The 18,184-nt window shown below is 73.9% G+C and carries 12 protein-coding genes and 1 tRNA gene; 4 read left to right on the top strand and 9 right to left on the bottom strand.

Going from position 1 to position 18,184, the window contains the following annotated elements; all coding sequences use genetic code 11:
• The first annotated feature begins 43 nt into the window (after positions 1–43).
• Positions 44–6,103, top strand: a complete 6,060-nt coding sequence (locus tag ACZCLJ_RS18600; RefSeq protein WP_463104838.1) for an Ig-like domain-containing protein — start codon at positions 44–46, stop codon at positions 6,101–6,103.
• A 12-nt stretch (positions 6,104–6,115) separates the two neighbouring features.
• Here ACZCLJ_RS18600 and ACZCLJ_RS18595 read toward each other — a convergent pair whose 3' ends face one another.
• The 3 genes from ACZCLJ_RS18595 to ACZCLJ_RS18585 form a co-directional block, all read right to left on the bottom strand.
• On the bottom strand, positions 6,116–6,982 hold the full coding sequence (locus ACZCLJ_RS18595) for a DUF6882 domain-containing protein (RefSeq protein WP_463104837.1): 867 nt from the start codon (positions 6,980–6,982) through the stop codon (positions 6,116–6,118).
• Positions 6,983–7,052: 70 nt separating this feature from the next.
• Complete coding sequence (locus ACZCLJ_RS18590; RefSeq protein ID WP_353050413.1) at positions 7,053–7,487, bottom strand: helix-turn-helix domain-containing protein; 435 nt, start codon at positions 7,485–7,487, stop codon at positions 7,053–7,055.
• A 72-nt stretch (positions 7,488–7,559) separates the two neighbouring features.
• Complete coding sequence (locus ACZCLJ_RS18585) at positions 7,560–8,312, bottom strand: TenA family protein (protein WP_251150451.1); 753 nt, start codon at positions 8,310–8,312, stop codon at positions 7,560–7,562.
• A 202-nt stretch (positions 8,313–8,514) separates the two neighbouring features.
• Here ACZCLJ_RS18585 and ACZCLJ_RS18580 point away from each other — a divergent pair, with 202 nt between their 5' ends.
• Entirely contained in the window at positions 8,515–8,910 is a 396-nt protein-coding gene (locus ACZCLJ_RS18580) for a VOC family protein (protein WP_251150452.1), read from the top strand.
• Between the two features lie 3 nt (positions 8,911–8,913).
• Here ACZCLJ_RS18580 and ACZCLJ_RS18575 read toward each other — a convergent pair.
• Positions 8,914–8,987 (bottom strand) — tRNA-Leu (locus ACZCLJ_RS18575).
• A 148-nt stretch (positions 8,988–9,135) separates the two neighbouring features.
• The gene (locus tag ACZCLJ_RS18570) at positions 9,136–10,632 is read right to left on the bottom strand and encodes an NAD(P)/FAD-dependent oxidoreductase (RefSeq protein WP_251150453.1); all 1,497 of its coding nucleotides are present in this window, start codon (positions 10,630–10,632) and stop codon (positions 9,136–9,138) included.
• A gap of 184 nt (positions 10,633–10,816) precedes the next feature.
• Between ACZCLJ_RS18570 and ACZCLJ_RS18565 the strand changes: the two genes are divergently transcribed.
• A complete protein-coding gene (locus tag ACZCLJ_RS18565) occupies positions 10,817–11,620 on the top strand; it encodes a hypothetical protein (protein WP_463104836.1) in 804 nt (267 codons plus the stop codon).
• An 18-nt stretch (positions 11,621–11,638) separates the two neighbouring features.
• On the opposite strand, the gene ACZCLJ_RS18560 is transcribed toward ACZCLJ_RS18565, so the two are convergent.
• Positions 11,639–12,658: a Ppx/GppA phosphatase family protein gene (locus ACZCLJ_RS18560; protein WP_463104835.1), complete on the bottom strand. Its 1,020-nt coding sequence runs from the start codon at positions 12,656–12,658 to the stop codon at positions 11,639–11,641.
• A gap of 141 nt (positions 12,659–12,799) precedes the next feature.
• Here ACZCLJ_RS18560 and ACZCLJ_RS18555 point away from each other — a divergent pair, with 141 nt between their 5' ends.
• Positions 12,800–14,953 carry a SpoIIE family protein phosphatase gene (locus ACZCLJ_RS18555; protein ID WP_463104834.1) on the top strand — a complete coding sequence of 718 codons (2,154 nt, stop codon included), beginning with the start codon at positions 12,800–12,802 and terminating at the stop codon, positions 14,951–14,953.
• Between the two features lie 74 nt (positions 14,954–15,027).
• Here the strand turns inward: ACZCLJ_RS18555 and ACZCLJ_RS18550 are convergent, their stop codons facing one another.
• From ACZCLJ_RS18550 to eno, 3 genes are all read right to left on the bottom strand, one after another.
• Positions 15,028–15,555: a DUF501 domain-containing protein gene (locus ACZCLJ_RS18550; protein ID WP_463104833.1), complete on the bottom strand. Its 528-nt coding sequence runs from the start codon at positions 15,553–15,555 to the stop codon at positions 15,028–15,030.
• A 96-nt stretch (positions 15,556–15,651) separates the two neighbouring features.
• Entirely contained in the window at positions 15,652–16,161 is a 510-nt protein-coding gene (locus tag ACZCLJ_RS18545) for an FtsB family cell division protein (protein ID WP_463104832.1), read from the bottom strand.
• A gap of 574 nt (positions 16,162–16,735) precedes the next feature.
• Positions 16,736–18,016: a phosphopyruvate hydratase gene (gene eno / locus ACZCLJ_RS18540; RefSeq protein ID WP_463104831.1), complete on the bottom strand. Its 1,281-nt coding sequence runs from the start codon at positions 18,014–18,016 to the stop codon at positions 16,736–16,738.
• Positions 18,017–18,184 lie beyond the last annotated feature (168 nt).

The raw sequence follows: 18,184 nt of genomic DNA, 5'->3' as shown, positions 1-18,184 counted from the left end.
CCGCCGGTGCAGGCCGAGCCGAGGTACCAACCGGGGGAGTTCCGTGGGTTTCCTGCAACGTCTCAACGAGAACCGTCGCGCCGTGGCGTCGGTGACGACGGTGTCGGTGTTCTCGACGGCACTGGTGGGACTCGCGTGGTTCTACGAGGGCGAGGCGACGGCCGACGTGGAGCTGAACGACTCGGGTGTGTGGGTGACGAAGACGTCGTCGGGGCAGCTGGGTCGGTTCAACTACGAGTCGCAGGCGATCGACGGTGTGCTCGTGGCGGGGTCGGCGTCGTTCGACGTGCAGCAGGACGAGGGTCGGGTGCTGCTGGACGACGAGGGGACGAGCACGGCGTCGCCGGTCGAGGTGGCGCACCTGACGCTGGACGGGCAGGTGCGGCTGCCGGCGGGGGCGCAGGTGGCGTCGGGGGGTGCGACGACGGCGGTGCTCGACGGTGAGAAGGGCCTGCTGTGGGTGCTGCCGTTCGACGGTGCGACGGCGTTCGACCCGGAGGAGACGGAGCCGGTCGCCGAGGTCGAGGGTGACGGCGCGCTGACGGTCTCGGGCGACGGCACGGTGTTCGTCGCGGTCCCGTCGACCGGCACCTTGTGGACCGTGGAGACGTCCGACAAGGGCGTCGTCCAGGGCGCGCCCGGCACCGCGAACCTCCCGGTGGGCCCCGGCGCCGACGTGGCCGTGACCGCGGTCGGCGACGAGCCCGTCGTCCTGGACCGCTCGGCGTCGACGCTCGTGCTCCCAGGCGGGAAGACCGTCCTCCTCGACGACGGCGAGGGCGCGCGGCTGCAGCAGCCGTCCGCCGGGTCGGCGAACGTGGTCGTCGCGACGTCGTCGGGGCTCGTCACCCAGCCGCTGGACGGCGGTGACGCGCTGACGCGCGCGGCGCAGGGATCGCCGTCGGCGCCCGTGCAGCTCGACGGCTGCACCTACGGCGCGTGGGGATCCACGGCTCAGGTGGTCCGGGACTGCGCGGGCACCGATCGCGACCTGGACAAGCGGCTCGAGGGCGTGGACCCGCAGGCTCGCCTGGAGTACCGGGTGAACCGGCACGTCGTGGTGCTCAACGACCTGGCGGCCGGGACGCTGTGGATGGCGGCGGACGAGTACGAGAAGGTCGACGACTGGGACGTGCAGCTCCCGGAGGAGGCCGAGGGCGAGGAGTCCGACGCCGAGCTGACCAACCCCGAGCAGGTGGACCAGTTCATCGCGGACCGGTCGCAGCCGAACAAGCCGCCGCAGCCGAAGGACGACGTGTTCGGGGCCCGCCCCGGGCGCACGACGATCCTGCCGGTGCTCGCCAACGACGTCGACCCGGACGGCGACGTCATGACGGCGACGGTGGTGGGCGACGGACCGGACGGCGTGACGGTCGAGCAGATCCTCGGGGGTGCCGCGCTGCAGGCGGTCGTGCCCGAGGACGCCGAGGGCACACTCGGCTTCCGGTACGCGGTCTCCGACGGTCGCGGCGGGACGGCGGAGGCCGGGGTCTCCCTGAAGATCTCCCCCTGGGACGAGAACGAGGCCCCCGAGCAGACCGGCGACCCGGTGCTCAAGGTCGCGCAGGGCGGGACCGCCACGATCAAGGTGCTGCCGTTCTTCAAGGACCCCGACGGCGACGACCTGTACCTCGCGTCGGCGGACGCGACGGTCGCCGGGGACGAGGTCCGCTCACGACCCGACGGGACGGTCGAGCTCCGTGACGGCGGCGGGTCGACCGGCCGCAAGATCGTCACGCTCGCGGTGGCCGACGGCCTGGGCGGCATCGCGGAGGGCAAGCTGCTCGTCGACGTCGTCGCGGGCCAGCAGCCGCCGATCGCGGTGAACGACCACGTGGTCGTCCCCGCCGGGCAGTCCGTCACCGTCGAGCCGCTGCGCAACGACAGCGACCCGAACTCGGACGCACTGCGCCTGACGGCCGTCTCGGAGCACGACCGGGCGCTCATCACGCCGAACCTCGACGCCGGGACCTTCGCGTTCGCGGCCGACGAGCCCGGCTCGTACGACCTGACGTACCAGGTGACCGACGGCCCGGGCGTCACGACGGGCCTCGTCCGCGTCGACGTGCTGCCGCCCGACGCCGCGAGCGGCCCGCCGATCGTCGTCGCCGACACCGCGCTCCTCCCCACCGGCGGCACGACGCTCGTCGACGTGCTCGCCAACGACACCGACCCGGCCGGCGGCGTGCTCGTCGTGCAGTCGGTCACGGTGCCCGAGGACGCCGGTGTGTCGGTCGCCGTGCTCGCCCACCAGATGTTGCGCATCACCGAGATCCGGCGGCTGGACGGCCCCGTGACCGTCGAGTACACGGTCTCGAACGGGACGCAGTCGTCCACCGGGCAGGTGCGCGTCGTCGCCGTGCCCGCCCCGACGAAGCTGCAGCCGCCGAACGCCGTCGCCGACGAGGTCATGGTGCACACGGGCGACGTCGTGACGATCCCCGTCCTGAAGAACGACACGCACCCGGACGGGCTCGAGCTCTTCCTGCAGACCGAGCTGGAGCAGGACGTCGACCCGGCGCTGGGCGAGGCGTTCGTCTCCGAGGACACCCTCCGCTTCAAGGCCGGCGCGGAGGCCGGCACCGCGCACGCGATCTACCGCGTGCGCGACGCCAACGGGCAGGAGGACTCCGCCCAGGTCACGATCCGCATCCGCGACGACGAGGACAACGAGCCGCCCCAGCCCCGCGACATCGAGGCCCGCGTCCTGTCCGGCGCGGCCGTGCGCGTCGACGTCCCTCTCCTCGGGATCGACCCCGACGGCGACTCGGTCCAGGTCACCGGCGTGGCCTCGGCACCGAGCAAGGGCACCGCACGCGTGGTCGACGGGAGCCTCGAGTACAGCGCGTCGAAGAGCTCCACCGGCCTGGACACGTTCACGTACTCGGTGCTCGACGCGCGCGGCGCGACCGCGACCGGGACCGTGCGGGTCGGCATCTCCCGACCGGCCGAGACCAACCAGTCGCCGGTCGCCGTCGACGACGAGATCACCGTCCGGCCGGACCGGACGGTCTCGGTCGCGGCGCTGCGCAACGACACCGACCCCGACGGCGACCAGGTCGCCCTCGTCCCGTCCGCCGTCGAGGACGAGCACGGCCTGGGCGCCGAGGTCGTCGCCGACCGCATCGTCATCACGTCCCCGCCGGACGACGGGGCGTACACGTTCTACTACGGCATCCAGGACACCTACGGGGCGCGTGCGACCGGTGCGATCACCGTGAACGTGGCCGCCGACGCCCCGCTGCTGCCCCCCGTCGCGCGCGACGACGCGGTCCAGGTCGAGGACATCCTCGGCGAGACCGAGGTCAGCATCCCCGTGCTGGCCAACGACGAGGACCCCGACGGGGCCGCGACGGAGCTCGAGGTCTCGACCGACGCGCAGACCGCGACGGTGAGCGAGGACGGCGACCTCGTCGTGACGCTCACCGAGCAGCGTCAGGTGCTCACCTACACGGTGACCGACGTCGACGGGCTCACCGCGAGGGCGTTCGTCAGGGTCCCCGGCCTGACCGACCAGGTCCCGACGCTGCGCCCGGGCACGTCCCTCGAGGTCGTCGCCGGACAGTCGCTCGACATCGACATCACCGAGCACGTCCTGGTGGTCGAGGGCCGCACGCCGCGCCTGACGACGGAGGAGACGGTCAAGGCCACGGAGGGCTCTCGCGTGGTCACGTCGGTCACGCAGATCACCTACACGCCGAGCCCGGAGTACCACGGGCCGGCGTCGGTCACCTTCGAGGTCACCGACGGCTCCGGGCCTGACGACCCCGAGGGCAACGTCGCGCTCCTCACGCTCCCGATCACGGTCCTGCCGCCGGAGAACCTGCCGCCGGAGCTGCGCGACGCGACCCTCGAGGTCGCTGCGGGCGAGGAGGCGTCCGTCGACCTCGCGCGGTTCGCGACCGACCCCGACGGCGACGCCCTGTCGTTCAAGGCGTCGGCGCCGGGTCAGGGGATCACCGTCTCGGTGGAGGGCTCGACGCTGCTCGCCCAGGCGACGCCCGAGGTGTCGAAGGGCACCGTCGTCGAGGTCCCGGTCACGGTCTCCGACGAGAACAACCCGCCCGTGGCGACGCAGGCCCGTCTCACCGTGGTGGCGTCCACGCGGCCCCTGACCCGCGCGAACGACGACGCGGTCCCCGACGCCCACCAGGGCAAGGAGACCGTGGTCCCCGTGCTCGACAACGACTCGAACCCGTTCCCCGCCACCCCGCTCACGCTCCTCAACGCGGTGGTCGAGACCGGCCAGGGCTCGGTGTCGCTCGCGGGCGACCAGGTGGCCGTCACCCCGCGCGAGGACTTCGTCGGGGTGATGGTCGTGCGCTACCGGATCCAGGACGCGACGAAGGACCCCGACCGCGAGGTCGAGGGCCGGATCCAGCTCACCGTGCTCGGCAAGCCCGAGGCGCCCCCCACGCCGCAGGTCGAGGAGGTCCGGTCCAAGACGGTCGTGCTGTCCTGGGACCCGCCGAACAACAACGGCGCCGAGATCACCGGGTACACCGTGCGGTCCCAGAACGGGTACGAGAAGGCGTGCGGCACCACGACCTGCACCCTGGACGGGCTGACGAACGACGTCGAGTACACGTTCACCGTGTTCGCGACCAACGACGTCGGCGACGGCCCCGCCTCACCCGCCTCGGCGGTCGCCCGCCCGGACGAGAAGCCCGACCCGCCCGCCGCACCCACCCTCGAGTTCGGCGACGAGTCCCTCACCGTCACGTGGAAGAACGCGACCTACACCGACCGGTCCGCGATCGAGTGCGTCAACCTGCGCATCTCCCCTGCCCCCGCCGGCGGCGCGACCGACAAGACGTGCCTGACCGAGACCACCACCACCTGGGAGGGCCTGACCAACGGCCAGGCCTACACCGTCCAGGTCCAGGCCGAGAACCGCGCACCCGACCCGTCCGAGTGGGGCGAGACCTCCGCGTCCGAGACCCCCGCGGGCAAGCCCGCTGCGCCCGCGGCGCCGACCGCGCGGCGCACGTCCATCGGCGCCACGTCGCAGATGGAGGTCTCCTGGACGGCGCCCGACCCGAACGGTGCGGCGATCTCGCAGTACTCGGTCGACGTGCTCCAGGGCGGTTCCGTCGTGCGGACGGTGACCGCGGGCGGCGGTGCGACGAGCACGACCGTGGGTCTGCCCGCCGACACCACCGGGTACACGTTCCGTGTCCGGGCGCACAACAAGGCCACCGACAAGTTCGGAGACGCCGAGAGCTCCCCCGCGTCCAACGCGGTCCGCGCGTTCGCCGCGCCCGGCGCCGTCTCGGGCCTCAGCGCACGCGCCACGGGGTCGGACGGGCAGGTCGAGCTCTCCTTCGGCGCCGCGACCGGCAGCGGCGTGCGCGCCGACGAGATCCGGTACCAGTACAACGCCGGCGGCGGCTGGGCCGCCCTCGCCGCGAACAGGGTCGTCGGCGGCCTCACCGACGGCCGCGAGGCGACGATCCAGGTCCGCGCGGTCGCCGGCGTCGACGGCGCCGACGAGCCGGGACCTGCCTCGAGCGCGACGGCGACCCCCTACGGACCGATCCCCGCGCCGACGCTGACGGTGAGCGGCGGAGACCGCGCCATCACCTACAGCTGGTCGACGTCCGACAACGGTCGCCCGTACACCACGTCGGTCACCGGTGCCGTGCGCTCGAACAGCGCGTCCGGGTCCGGGACGCTGAGCGTCGGCTACTCGGAGACCCGGGAGATCTGCGTGACCGTCACCCCGACCGAGGGTGCGGCGAACCAGACCTGCCGGAGCGCGACGTCCGACAAGCGGCCCGAGCCCGTCCTCCAGGCGTACAAGGGATCGAACTACCCGTCCGTCACGTGCACCCACTCGTCGTGCGCGATCGTCGACCTGTCGATCTCCGGTGCGGAGCCCAACACGCCGTTCACGGTGTCGTGCTGGACGAGCCACAACGGCGACCACATGTTCGAGGGCACGCGCACGTACTCCGTCGACCGCAACAACCGCCAGCTGCGGACCGACGCGAACGGGAACTTCCCGCGGAGCGGGATGTGGTGCCACTACGGGCAGCCGGGCGCGCAGGTCTGGATCCGCACGAACGCGTTCGGCGACTCCCGCACCGTGACCTGGAGCTGATCCCTCAGCGCCTCAGCCGTGCCGGCGGAACCAGCGCCGGCGCGGCGGCGGGCTCGGTTGGCCGGCACCCGCCGCGCTCCCGGTGTCGGCCGCACCGGGACCGGCCTGGGCCTCGACCGGGGCGGGTTCGGCCTCGACCCCGACCGGTGCTGGATCGCCGTCGGCAGGTCCGGCGTCGGCAGGCCCGGCGTCGACAGGCTCCGCGGCTGGTCGCGCCGTCGCCTGGATCTGCGTGATCCGGGCGGAGTCGTCGAACGCCACGGTCACCGCGCCGCCCGGGACGACGAGCACGACCGCCCCGTCGTCGCCCGGCTCCACCTCGAGCCCGCGGCCGTGCGCGTAGGCGAGCACGGCACGACGGTGGTCGACGACGGTCACGGCGAGCAGGCCCTCGCTCAGCGTGCGCACGACGCGCGGCACGCTCGGCGAGGGCAGCTCGAGCGTGGGGTGCTCGAGGAGGAACCAGGCGCGCGTGCCTCCCCCGACCGGTGCGCTGTAGTGCGCGAACGACCCGGTCGTCGTCTTGGCCGCGAGCGTGAGCCGGTGCGGCAGCTCCTCGGACAGCGAGAGCTCGGCGGTCGTCGTCTCCGGCAGACCGGCGCCGCGGGTCTTCTCCGCCGCCACGAGGACCTCGTCGGGGAAGTCGTTGACGTTGTGCCAGGCCCACATCCAGGTCCCGGGTCCCGGGGCGGACGTCCCGAGGAACTGCAGCCGGCACCCGGTCGCGACGCCGGTGGCGGACGTGAAGGTGAACGTGCCCGTCGACAGGTCCGCGTCCCACGAGTCGTCACCGTAGAGGTCGGCGAGGTGCAGCTCGTGCTCGTGGGACAGGAACGCGGCGTCGTCGACGAGGTCCTGGAGGACGGGCGGCTCGGTCATGCATCGAACGTAGCCCCGTCGGGTGCGCCCCGGCGGGCAGCGACACGGGGCCGCACAGAACGCCCCGAGATCAGGCGGCGGCGAGAGACCGGTGGCGCGCGACGCGCGCGGAGGCGGCAGGACCGGACCTCGCGCCGCGGTGACGCGCCGCGAGGGCGGCACGCGCGGAGGGCCGGGCCCCGGCGGACGACAGGACCAGCACCGGGCCGACGGGACGCAGCTCCTCCCCCGTCCGGGCGACGAGGTCGACGAGCCGGATCCCGAGCGCAGCGCAGACCGCTGCCAGAACCTCCGACGACGCCTCCTTGCGACCTCGCTCGACCTCGGACAGGTACGCCGTCGAGACCCGGGCCGCGGTGGAGACGTCGACGAGCGTGCGCCCCTGGGCGAGCCGTGCACGGCGCAGGATGCCGCCGATCACGTGACGCAGGAGAGGCTCGGGACGCCTCGTCGGGCTCGGCCGTGACGCGGCAGCGCCGCCGGTCGCGAGGGTCTGTCCGTCCATGCCGGTCACGCTACCCGCGCCCCGGTCCGGTCGTCGCCGGGCCGGGGCGCGGATCTGCTGCGGGCGTAAGGCTCACCAGCCCTCGAGCGTCTGAGCCATCTGCCAGAAGCGGATCTCGTGCCGGCAGCTCAGCTCGAACGCGAGCTCCATGCGGGCGCGCTCGGCCTCCCCGGCGTCGGCGGCGAGCGCGTCGAGGCGCGCCCGCAGGTCGGCGAGCACGTCCTCGGTGCGCTCCGCCGCGTAGAACTCCCACCACCCCGCGAGCGGGTGGTCGGCGGCGATCGCACCCGGCGTCGACGCGCGATCGTCGAGCCAGAAGCGCCGCGCCGACCAGATGTACGTCCACGGGCACGGGAGCAGCGCGGCGAGCAGCACGCCGAGGGAGTCCCGACCCGCGGCGAGCATGTGGTCGACGTACGCCTGCGCGCTCGGCGCGAGCCGCGAGACCTGCGCGTCCTCGTACCGCACGCCGAGGAAGTCGCACATCGCGTGGTGGGCGTGGGACTCGTCGTCGAGCAGGAAGCCCGCCTTGCCGTGGAACCACGCCGCCCACGCGCGGTCGGGGGCGAGCGCCATGCCGAGCCCGTAGCAGCGCAGGTACGCCGTGAGGTACTGGTGGTCCTGGCCCACGTAGTGCCGGACGGCTGCCGGCTCGACCGTCCCGTCCCGCAGCCCTGCGAGGAACGGGTGGTCGTAGAACTCGGCGAACAGGTGCGCGTACCGACGGCCGAGCCCGGCGGTGAAGCCGTCCTCGTCCGCAGCGACGAGAGCACCGGGGATCCCGGTGGTCGGGGTGGTCAGGGTGGTGATGGCAGACGTCGTCATGCCCACGTTCCTCCGCTCGTGCTAGCGAGATCAGGTTCGACGGGTCCGGGCGGCCTCACCGCTCGTCTCGGTCCCTCGGCCCGGCGCTCGTCGCCCGGGCGGGACACCCCGCGTGGTTCGTCGGCACCCTAGCAGGAGCCCCACCGGCTGCGCGGGAGGGTCCCGTCGGGCGGGAGCGCCCCGCCGGGTCGACCATGGAGGCATGTTCCGGAGCCTCTTCCCGATCCTCACGGTGGCCGACGTCGAGCGGTCCCTCGGCTTCTACCGCGACCTCCTCCGGGGCACGGTGGCGTACGCGTTCCCCGACGACGGCCCGCCCGTGTACGTGAACGTGCACGTGGGCGTGTCCCCGCTGGGGATCGGCCTCGCCGACGAGGCGGACGTCCGCGGCGGCACGACGCTGTGGGTGTACGTCGACGACTGCGACCGTGCCGTCGAGCACCTGGCCGCCGCGGGCGTGACGGTCGTGGAGCCGCCGACGGACCAGCCCTGGGGCGAGCGCGTCGCGCGCGTGCAGGACCCGGACGGCAACCTCGTGGTCCTGGGCCAGGAGGCCGCGCCGCCCGCCGAGCCGGACGGACCGACGGGGCTCTCCTGAGCGTGCCCCCAGCGGGACTCGAACCCGCACTGCGCCGGGTTTAAGCCGGCCGCCTCTGCCAGTTGGGCTATGGGGGCGCGCCCCGAATCTACCGGGTGCTCGACGCGCCCGGTCAGGTCCGCGACGCGGGGCCTTCCCGACGCGCGACGAGGGGCGGGCCGCACGCGCGGCCCGCCCCTCGTCGTCGGGCAGGATGCCGACTCTCGCCGGGCGGTCGGGACCTGCTCAGGAGGCCTTGGCCGCCGGCGTCCTGTCGTCCGCGTCGATGGTCGCGTCCGACCCGCCGGCCTCGGCCGCGGCCGCCGAGCCCTGGGCGCTCTGCTTCACGGGCTCGCCGTCCTTCTTCGGCGGCACGGAGGCGGTGCGGAACTCGGCGCGCGGGTCGTGCAGCGAGCCGAGCGAGACGAGCTCGCGCCCCATGAGGAACTGCCCCATCCAGCCGATGAAGATGCGGATCTTGCGGTTGCCCGTCGGCATCGCCATGACGTGGTAGCTGCGGTGCATGAGCCACGCGAGCACGCCGCGGAGCTTGAAGACGCCGAACAGCTCCGCGACGCCCTTGTACAGGCCGAGCGACGCGACGGTGCCGACGTTCTTGTGGCGGTACTCGACCGGCGGCTCGCTGTGGAGCTCGAGCGCGAGGTTGTCCGCGAGGCGCGTCGCCTCACGGATCGCGTGCTGGGCGTTCGGGGGGCAGAACTTGCCCGGGTTCAGCACGTCCGGCACCGCGGCGCAGTCCCCCGCGGCCCACGCGTTCGGCACGACCTCGCCCTCGGCGTCCGCGACCTGCAGGGTCGGGAGGACCGTGACGCGCCCCATCTTGTCGACCGGCAGGTCCGAGGCCTCCTTGATGACCGGGTTCGCCTTGACGCCCGCGGTCCACACGATCGTGTCCGAGTCGAACTCGACGCCCGTCGACGTGACGACGTGGCCGTCGACGCACGAGGACAGGAACGTGCTGAGGTGGAACTCGATGCCGCGCTTCTTCAGCTCCTCGAGCGCGTAGCCCGCCATCGGCTCGCTCAGCTCGGGCAGGATGCGCCCGGCGCCCTCGATCATGACGAAGCGGAGGTCCTTCTCCTCGATCGTGGCGTAGTTGCGCGTCGCGTAGCGGGCCATGTCCTCGATCTCGGCCATCGCCTCGATCCCCGCGAACCCGCCGCCCACGAACGTGAAGGTCAGCATCCGGCGCCGCAGCGTCTCGTCCCACGTGGACGAGGCGACGTCCATGCGGTTGAGGACGTGGTTGCGGACGGCGATGGCCTCCTCGACGTTCTTGAAGCCGATCGCGTGCTCCGCGAGACCCGGGATGGGGAGCGTGCGCGAGACGGAGCCGAGGCCGACGATGAGGTGGTCGTAGGTGACCGAGTAGTCGTCGCCCTCCTCCGGGTGGATCGTCACGCGGCGGTTGCCGTGGTCGATCGCCACGACCTTGCCCTGGAGGACGTCCACGCCCTTGAGCGCGCGGCGGTGCGGCGCGACGACGTCGCGACCGTCGATCGACCCGGCGGCGGCCTCGGGGAGGAAGGGCGCGTAGGTCATGTACGGGCGCGGGTCGACGACGACGATCGCCGCCTCGCGGCGACCGAGCTTCTTGCGCAGGCGGCGCGCGGCGTACAGGCCCACGGATCCGCCGCCGAGCACGACGACGCGCGGCACCTTGCGGGGCCGCGGCGAAGCGGTCTGGGCACGGCTGACCGAGGTCAGGTCATTCTGAGGCATGGCTCCAGAGTATTACTGCTCCCGGGACGCGCGAGCCCGGGAGTCCGCCAGACGGGCGTGATCCCGCGCACGCCGACCCGGGCAGAGCGGTCGGAGCGGTCGAAACCGGGCAGGCAGACGTGGCTCGCGGGACCGGCGCTCGCCATGGCGGCGAGACGCCGGCCTCGGCGGGCATACTGCTGCGGTGCCGACCACCGACGCCCCGACGGAGCCCGAGCTGCTCCGGGCACGGCTCCGCACCCAGCGGCGCTTCCGCCTCACCGAGCTCCTGGTCGCCGCGCTGACGCTCGTCGTGATCCTGGCGATCCTGCTCGCCCTGCCCCCTGGTGCGGACGAGAGCACCGACGAGGTCACCGGCGCGATCGCCGCGATCATGGTCGTGATCGGTCTGCAGTGGGCGCTCATGCTCCGGCTGGGCTGGCGCGTGTACGACCGGCCGGCGAGCAGGAGGCTCCGGCGCAAGGCCCCGTTCCGAGGCTGGTGGGCCACCCCGTTCACCCCGCTCCTCGCCCTCGCGCTCGCGCTGCCGTGGGCCCTCGACGGCGTCCTCGGCACCAGGGAGACGCTGGCCGAGGACCTGTGGCTGCTCCTCCTCCTGTTCGTGATGGCCGCCGGACTCGGCCTGCTCGCGGTCCCCGCCGTGCTCGTGCCGGTCGAGATGCTCCTGCGCGGCGGCGTCAGGCTGGTCACGGCCCGCGGCCCCGCGGACCGGCAGGAAGGGACGAGCTACCTCTGGGGAGCCTTCGGCATCGCGGCGCTCACGACGTTCGTGCTGGTCGTCGGCGCCGGTGCGGACTTCGACACAGGCGGGCGCGCGGCCTGGGGCAGCGTCGTCCTGGCGCTGCTCGGCGTCCCGCTCGGCTACGACGTCCGGAGCCCCGTCCTCCTGTGGGTCGGCCGGGTCGTGCTCTACGCGTTCCTCGCGTACGTGGTCGTCGAGATCGTCCGTCGACGGCGCTCGTCCGGCAGGCCTGCCGCCGAGAAGTGACGTGCCGCCCCGACGAGGTCAGGCGATCGACCAGGCGATGCCGTCGAGGATGTCGTGCTCGCTCGTCACGACGTCGGTGAGCTCGCCACCCGCTGCGGCGACGTCGTCGCGCACCCGCGCCACGACCTCCGACCAGACGAGCGCCCCTGCGCCGATGACGTCGACGCGCCCCGGGTGCATGAACCCGAGCGCGGCGCGGTCGGCGCGCGAACGGTGCAGCAGGTCGTCGCAGGCGGCGAGGACCTGCTCGACGGACAGGACGGCGCCGTCGATCCGGTCGCGGTCGTAGGCCGCGAGGCGCAGCGCGTGCGCGGTGACGGTGGTGACGGACCCGGCGAGCCCGACGAGCGTCGCGGCCCGGCCGAGCGGCACGACGCGGGCCGCCTCGTCGAGCGCCGCCCGGACGTCGGCACGGGCGGCAGCCTCCTCGGCGGGCGTCGGCGGGTCGCTGCGCAGGTGCCGCTCGGTGAGGCGGACGCAGCCGACGTCCATCGAGTACGCGGCGTCGGGCGTGGACGTGCCCAGTACGAGCTCCGTCGACCCGCCGCCGAGGTCCACGACCACGTACGGTCCCGGGCGCAGGCCCGCGACGGTCGACGTCGCGCCCCGGAACGACAGCGCCGCCTCCTCCTCGCCCGACACCACCTCCGGCTCGACGCCGAGCGCGTCGAGGACGCCCTGCACGAACTCGTCGCGGTTCTCGGCGTCGCGCGTGGCAGACGTCGCGACGAACCGCGTCCGCGTCGCGCCCAGCTCGGCGACGACCGCGGCGTAGCGGCGTGCAGCGTCGAGCGTCCGCTCGAGGGCCTCGGGGGCGAGCCGCCCCGTGCGGTCCACGCCCTGCCCGAGGCGGACGACCTCCATGCGGCGGTCGAGGTCGGTCAGGGTGCCCGCGACGGTGTCGACGTCGGCGACGAGGAGGCGGATCGAGTTGGTGCCGCAGTCGATCGCGGCGACCCGAGACGCGCCCGGCACGGGAGGGGTGGGGACCGAGGCGATGCGCTGCGCGGCGGGAGCAGGGGTGGAACCGGATGTCATGCGCCCAGCCTGCCACCCCGCGCCCCCCGCACGCGCCCCGGCCGCCGGTCGACCGCGACCACGAACGAGGGCGAACGTCGTCCCCGCAGGGCATGATGTGCGCTGCGACGCCACACGGCGCCCACGAGGCACGGAGGAACCATGCACGATCCCGGGGGCCCGGCGCCCGCACACCGGGCAGGGCGTTCGGGAGCCACGACGGACGGTGTCGACCATGCCGACGTCGACCGGCCGGCGCTGCTCGCGGCGGCCGCCCGGGCGGCGGGGCTCGGGACGTTCCAGTGGGACCTCGTCACGGGCGCGCTGCGCTGGGACGCGGCGCTGCTCGACGTCTTCGGGTACGACGAGCAGACCTTCGGCGGCACGATCGACGCCTTCAACGCCCGGGTGCACCCGGACGACGTCCGCCCGGTCACGGCCGCGCTCGACCGGGCGATCGCCGCGTGCGGCGTGTACGAGGCGGAGTTCCGGGTCGTGCGACCGGACGGCACGACGCGCTGGCTGACCGCCCGTGGCCGGGCGCTCGCCGGACCGTCGGGTACCGCCGAGCAGGTCGTCGGCGTCACGACCGACACGACGGCGCTGCGTGCGGGCGAGGAGCGGGTCCAGCAGATCCTCGAGGACATGACGGTCGGCTACTACTGGCTCGACCCCGAGTGGCGCTTCGGCTACGTCAACGCCGAGGCGGAACGGATCCTCGGCAGCCCGCGCGAGCACCTGCTCGGAGGGGTGGTGTGGGAACTCTTCCCCGCGGCGTCGGGCTCGACGTTCGGGGACGGCTACCGCGAGGTCGCGCGGACCGGGGTGCCGGTCGTCTTCGACGCCTACTACCCGGCGCCCCTCGACGGCTGGTACGAGGTCCGCGCCGTCCCGGAGCGCGGCGGGGTCGCGGCGTACTTCACGGAGATCACGGAGCGTCGTCGTGCGCTCGAGCTCGCCGAGAGAGCACAGGCACGGTCAGCGCTCCTCGCCGCGGTCGCCGCCGACCTCGCCGAGACCCTCGACCCCGTCAAGGCCCTGGAGGCGGTGCTTCCCCATCTCGTGCCGGGCGTCGCCGACTTCGCCATCGCGAGCACCCTCGACGAGGGCCCGGCGCCGTGGAAGCAGCGGCTGCACGACGTCGCGGCGCTGCACGCCGACCCTGCCGCGCAGCCCGTCCTCGACCGGTACCGCGCGATCCGCGTCCCTGCCCTCTCCCCGTCGTCGCTCATCGCGGAGACGCTCGCCGGCGCGCCGCACGCGCTCCGGTCCGGGACACCGCGCCCCGGAGACCTCGTCGAGGAGGGTCCCGCGCACGACCTGCTCGTGAGCCTCGCGCCGCACGCGTTCGTCGTCATGCCGCTGCGCGGGCGCGGGCACGTGCGTGGGCTGATCACGCTCGTGCGAGGAGCCGAGCGCGGCGACTTCACCCAGCCGGACCTCGCCGCGCTGCGCGACGTCATGGCGCAGATCGGCCTCGCGCTCGACAACGCCCACCTCCACGCGGTCCAGCGCGACCTGGCCGAGGAGCTCCAGCGCAGCCTGCTCACGCCGCTGCCCGAGCCCGACCACCTGCACCTCGTCGCCCGCTACGCGCCGGCGACCTCCGGGGCGCAGATCGGCGGCGACTGGTACGACGCGTTCCTCGTGCGCGACGGCAGCACGTGCCTCGTCATCGGCGACGTCACCGGCCACGACCTCCGGGCTGCGGTCTCGATGGCCCAGGTGCGCAACCTGCTGCGGGGCGGCGCGCACGCCGTCATCGAGCCGCCGGCCGCGATCCTCGCGTCGCTCGACTGGGCGATGCACGACCTGGCCGTCGGGACGATCAGCACCGGCATCCTCGCCAGGGTCGAGCAGCCGGAGGATCTCGAGGAGCGGGACCTCCGGAGGCTGCGCTGGTCGAGCGCCGGCCACCTGCCACCGCTCCTCATCCACCCGGACGGGACGGCCGAGCTGCTGCACCGGCGGGCGGACCTGCCGCTCGGCGTGCGGGTGCACACCGACCGCCAGGACCACACCCAGCTGATCCGTCCCGGGTCGACCGTCCTGCTCTACACGGACGGTCTCGTCGAACGCCGCGGGGAGTCGCTCCTGGTCGGCCTCGAGCGCCTGCGCAGCGCCGCGGAGAGCCTCGGGGGCCTGACCCTCGACGAGCTGTGCGACGGCCTCATCGCGGACCTCGCGCCCACCCGCGAGGACGACATCGCGCTGCTCGCGCTGCGAGCGTTCACGACGGAGGCCCCGCGACCGCCCGAGGCCGGCCCCGAGGTGCTCCCCGAGGACCTCGTCGGCTCGCCCCGCCCCGACGCCTGACGTCAGCCGCTGCGGCGACCGTCCGTCGTGCCGCGCCCAGGCCGCCCCACCCGGACGGCTCGCCGGGGCACCGCTCAGCAGGTGCAGCGGTCGGGGCGCCAGACGTCACGCACGCGCTCGAGCGCCTCGTCGCCAGGCGGGTTGACGCCCGGGCCCGCCGCGAGCGCGTGCCCGACGAGCACGTGCAGGCACTTCACGCGCGTCGGCATGCCGCCCGCGGAGATCCCGTCGATCTCGTCGACGTGCCCCAGCGCCTCGCGCTGCCCGAGGTAGTGCTCGTGGGCTCCTCGGTAGGCCGCGGCGAGCTCGTCGTCCTCCGTGAGACGGTCCGACATCTCCTTCATCACGCCGTTCGCCTCGAGGGTCGACGCCGCGGCGACCGCTCCCGGGTGCGTCAGGTAGAACGTCGTGGGGAACGGGGTGCCGTTCTCGAGCCGGGGCGCCGTCCGCACGACGAGCGGGCGCCCGCACACGCACCGCGCCGCGATGCCAACGACGCCGCGCGGGGGGCGGCCGAGCTGCTCGGCCAGCACCTCGAGGTCGTGCGGCGTCACCGCGGCGGCGGGGTCGTCAACGGGGATGGCCAGTCGGGCGTCGGTCACGGCAGGTCCTCGGGAAGGCGTCGGGTCAGGGCGTCGTGGGCACGTGCCCGACGGCGCGCGGCCGGCTCCGGCCGCGGCGTCACCGGTGGCGACGCCTCACCCATTCTCCCCGGTCGTCGCACCCTGCTCGTCCGTGGCCGGCGGACCCGTCTCCCCGGCCGGCGCCTCGTCGGGCTCGGCAGCGCCACCGCCGCCCCCGGCGTCGTCCTGCCCGGGCGTCGACTGCTCGCCCGCGACCTGCACCGACTCCCACATCGCCTGGTACCACGGCGTCCCGTCACGGCTCTCCACGGGCCCGTCGGGGATCACCTGGCCCGTCTGCGGGTCGATGCCGTCGGGGACGGACTCCGGGTCCAGCACGCGCCAGGGCCGCTCTCCCGGCATGACGTAGTTGAGCCGGTCGCGCGCCTCCCGCTCGACGTACGCGTCGTCGCCCCAGCGCTCCAGCTCCGCCTCGAGCTCGTCGTGCTGCGCCTGCGCGTCGACGAGGTCGCTGCGCAGCGCGCGCAGCTCGTTCGTCTGGGTCACGCACGCGCGCACGGTCGGCAGCAGGAGCACGACCGCGAGCAGCCCGACGACCGACAGCACGAGGGCCCGGACGGTCACGACCTCCGGGAGGAGGAAGCCGTGCCGGCTCCGCCGCCGGTCCTCCGGTGCCGGACCCGCCGGGCGACGCGCGGCGGCCGGGCGCGCCGCCGGACGACGCGCCGACGCGCTCGTCCCGGCGCCTGCACGGGCCGCGGACCCCGCGCTCTTCGCGGAGGAGCCGCCGTCGGGCCTCGCCGAGGACGTGGCCGAGGCCTTCGACGAGCCCGTCCGTGATCCCGAGGCGGGGCGCGCGGCGGCGCGCGGACGCGCGGACGCACCGGGGCGCGGAGGGCGACGCGAGGACGGCATGCCCCGATTGTGCCGCCGTCCCGCGTCCCGAGGGGTCAGTACGCGCGGGGCCGCCCGAACGTGAGCGGGTCGACACGGTCCCTTCACCCGGTGCGCGCACCGTCGGGTGCCGTCTGGTGCCGTCTGGTGCCGTCGGGTGCCGTCAGGGACGGCGTCGCGACGACGGAGCGCTCCCGACGACGCGGAGGCCCGGCGGATCGTGACGGTCCGCCGGGCCTCGGCGTGCGGTGCGGACGCTCGTCCGCCGCGGTCGGGCCTGGTCAGCCCGACCGGCGCGGGTGCGTCAGGCCGACCAGCGCGGGAACGCGGAGCGCCCGGCGTAGCGCGCGGCGTCGTCCAGGGCCTCCTCGATGCGCAGGAGCTGGTTGTACTTGTTGATGCGCTCGCCGCGGGCGGGCGCACCGGTCTTGATCTGGCCGGCGTTCGTCGCGACGGACAGGTCGGCGATCGTCGTGTCCTCGGTCTCGCCCGAGCGGTGCGACGTCATGGCCGTGAAGCCGTTGCGCTGCGCGAGCTCGACGGCGTCGAGCGTCTCGGTGAGCGTGCCGATCTGGTTGAGCTTGACCAGGAGCGAGTTCGCGGCCTTGAGCTCGATGCCCTTGGCGAGGCGCTCGGGGTTCGTGACGAACAGGTCGTCGCCGACGATCTGCACGCGGTCGCCGACCTCGGCCACGAGCTGCGACCACGAGTCCCACTCGTCCTCGGACAGCGGGTCCTCGATGGACACGAGCGGGTAGTCGCGCACGAGCTGCTCGTAGTAGGTGATCATCTCGGCCGGCGTCTTCGCGCCGCCCTCGAACCGGTACGCGCCGTCCGCGAAGAACTCGGTCGCGGCGACGTCGAGCGCGAGCGTCACGTCGGTGCCGGGCGTGAAGCCGGCCTTCTCGATCGCGACGAGGATGAGGTCGAGCGCCTCGCGGTTGTTCGCGAGGTTCGGCGCGAAGCCGCCCTCGTCGCCGAGGCCCGTCGCGAGGCCCTTCTCCTTGAGCACGGACTTCAGCGCGTGGTAGACCTCGGCGCCGGTGCGCAGCGCCTCGCGGAACGACGACGCGCCGATCGGGGCGACCATGAACTCCTGGATGTCGACGTTCGAGTCCGCGTGCGACCCGCCGTTGAGGATGTTCATCATCGGGACGGGCAGGACGTGCGCGTTCGGGCCGCCGACGTAGCGGTACAGGTCCAGGCCGGCGCTCTTCGCAGCGGCCTTCGCGACCGCGAGCGAGACGCCGAGGATCGCGTTGGCGCCGAGCTTGCCCTTGTTGGGCGTGCCGTCGAGGTCGATGAGCGCGGCGTCGATGAGACGCTGGTCCTCGGCCTCGAAGCCGATGAGCTCGGGGGCGATGTCGTCGATGACGGCGTTCACGGCGCCCTCGACGCCCTTGCCCAGGTAGCGGGACTTGTCGCCGTCACGACGCTCGACGGCCTCGAACGCACCGGTCGACGCGCCCGACGGCACGCCGGCGCGGGCGAACGTCCCGTCGTCCAGGACGACCTCGACCTCGACGGTCGGGTTCCCGCGGGAGTCGAGGATCTCGCGCGCTCCAACGGCTTCGATGCTGGCCACAGGTGCTCCTTCAGGCAGGGGGCGCGCAGGCGCTCCGACGGCGGCCGACCCGGGCAGGAAGAACCCGGGGCGCCGCGTGCGCCCGCGACGGTGGTGGGGGTTTACGACCCCAGCCTAGTGCCCGGATATGACCCGCGCCGCTCCGTCCGTCCTTCGAGCGCGCGGTCG

It is taken from the genome of Cellulosimicrobium sp. So1_17, assembly GCF_055181235.1.
The sequence above is the reverse complement of the archived record's forward strand: the minus strand, read 5'-3'. Positions and strand labels throughout refer to the sequence as shown.

Coding starts and splice junctions, on each gene's coding strand:
- ACZCLJ_RS18595 (WP_463104837.1), bottom strand. CDS start 6,982: ATGACCGAGCCGCCCGTCCTCCAGGACCTCGTCGACGACGCCGCGTTC.
- ACZCLJ_RS18590 (WP_353050413.1), bottom strand. CDS start 7,487: ATGGACGGACAGACCCTCGCGACCGGCGGCGCTGCCGCGTCACGGCCG.
- ACZCLJ_RS18585 (WP_251150451.1), bottom strand. CDS start 8,312: ATGACGACGTCTGCCATCACCACCCTGACCACCCCGACCACCGGGATC.
- ACZCLJ_RS18580 (WP_251150452.1), top strand. CDS start 8,515: ATGTTCCGGAGCCTCTTCCCGATCCTCACGGTGGCCGACGTCGAGCGG.
- ACZCLJ_RS18570 (WP_251150453.1), bottom strand. CDS start 10,632: ATGCCTCAGAATGACCTGACCTCGGTCAGCCGTGCCCAGACCGCTTCG.
- ACZCLJ_RS18560 (WP_463104835.1), bottom strand. CDS start 12,658: ATGACATCCGGTTCCACCCCTGCTCCCGCCGCGCAGCGCATCGCCTCG.
- ACZCLJ_RS18555 (WP_463104834.1), top strand. CDS start 12,800: ATGCACGATCCCGGGGGCCCGGCGCCCGCACACCGGGCAGGGCGTTCG.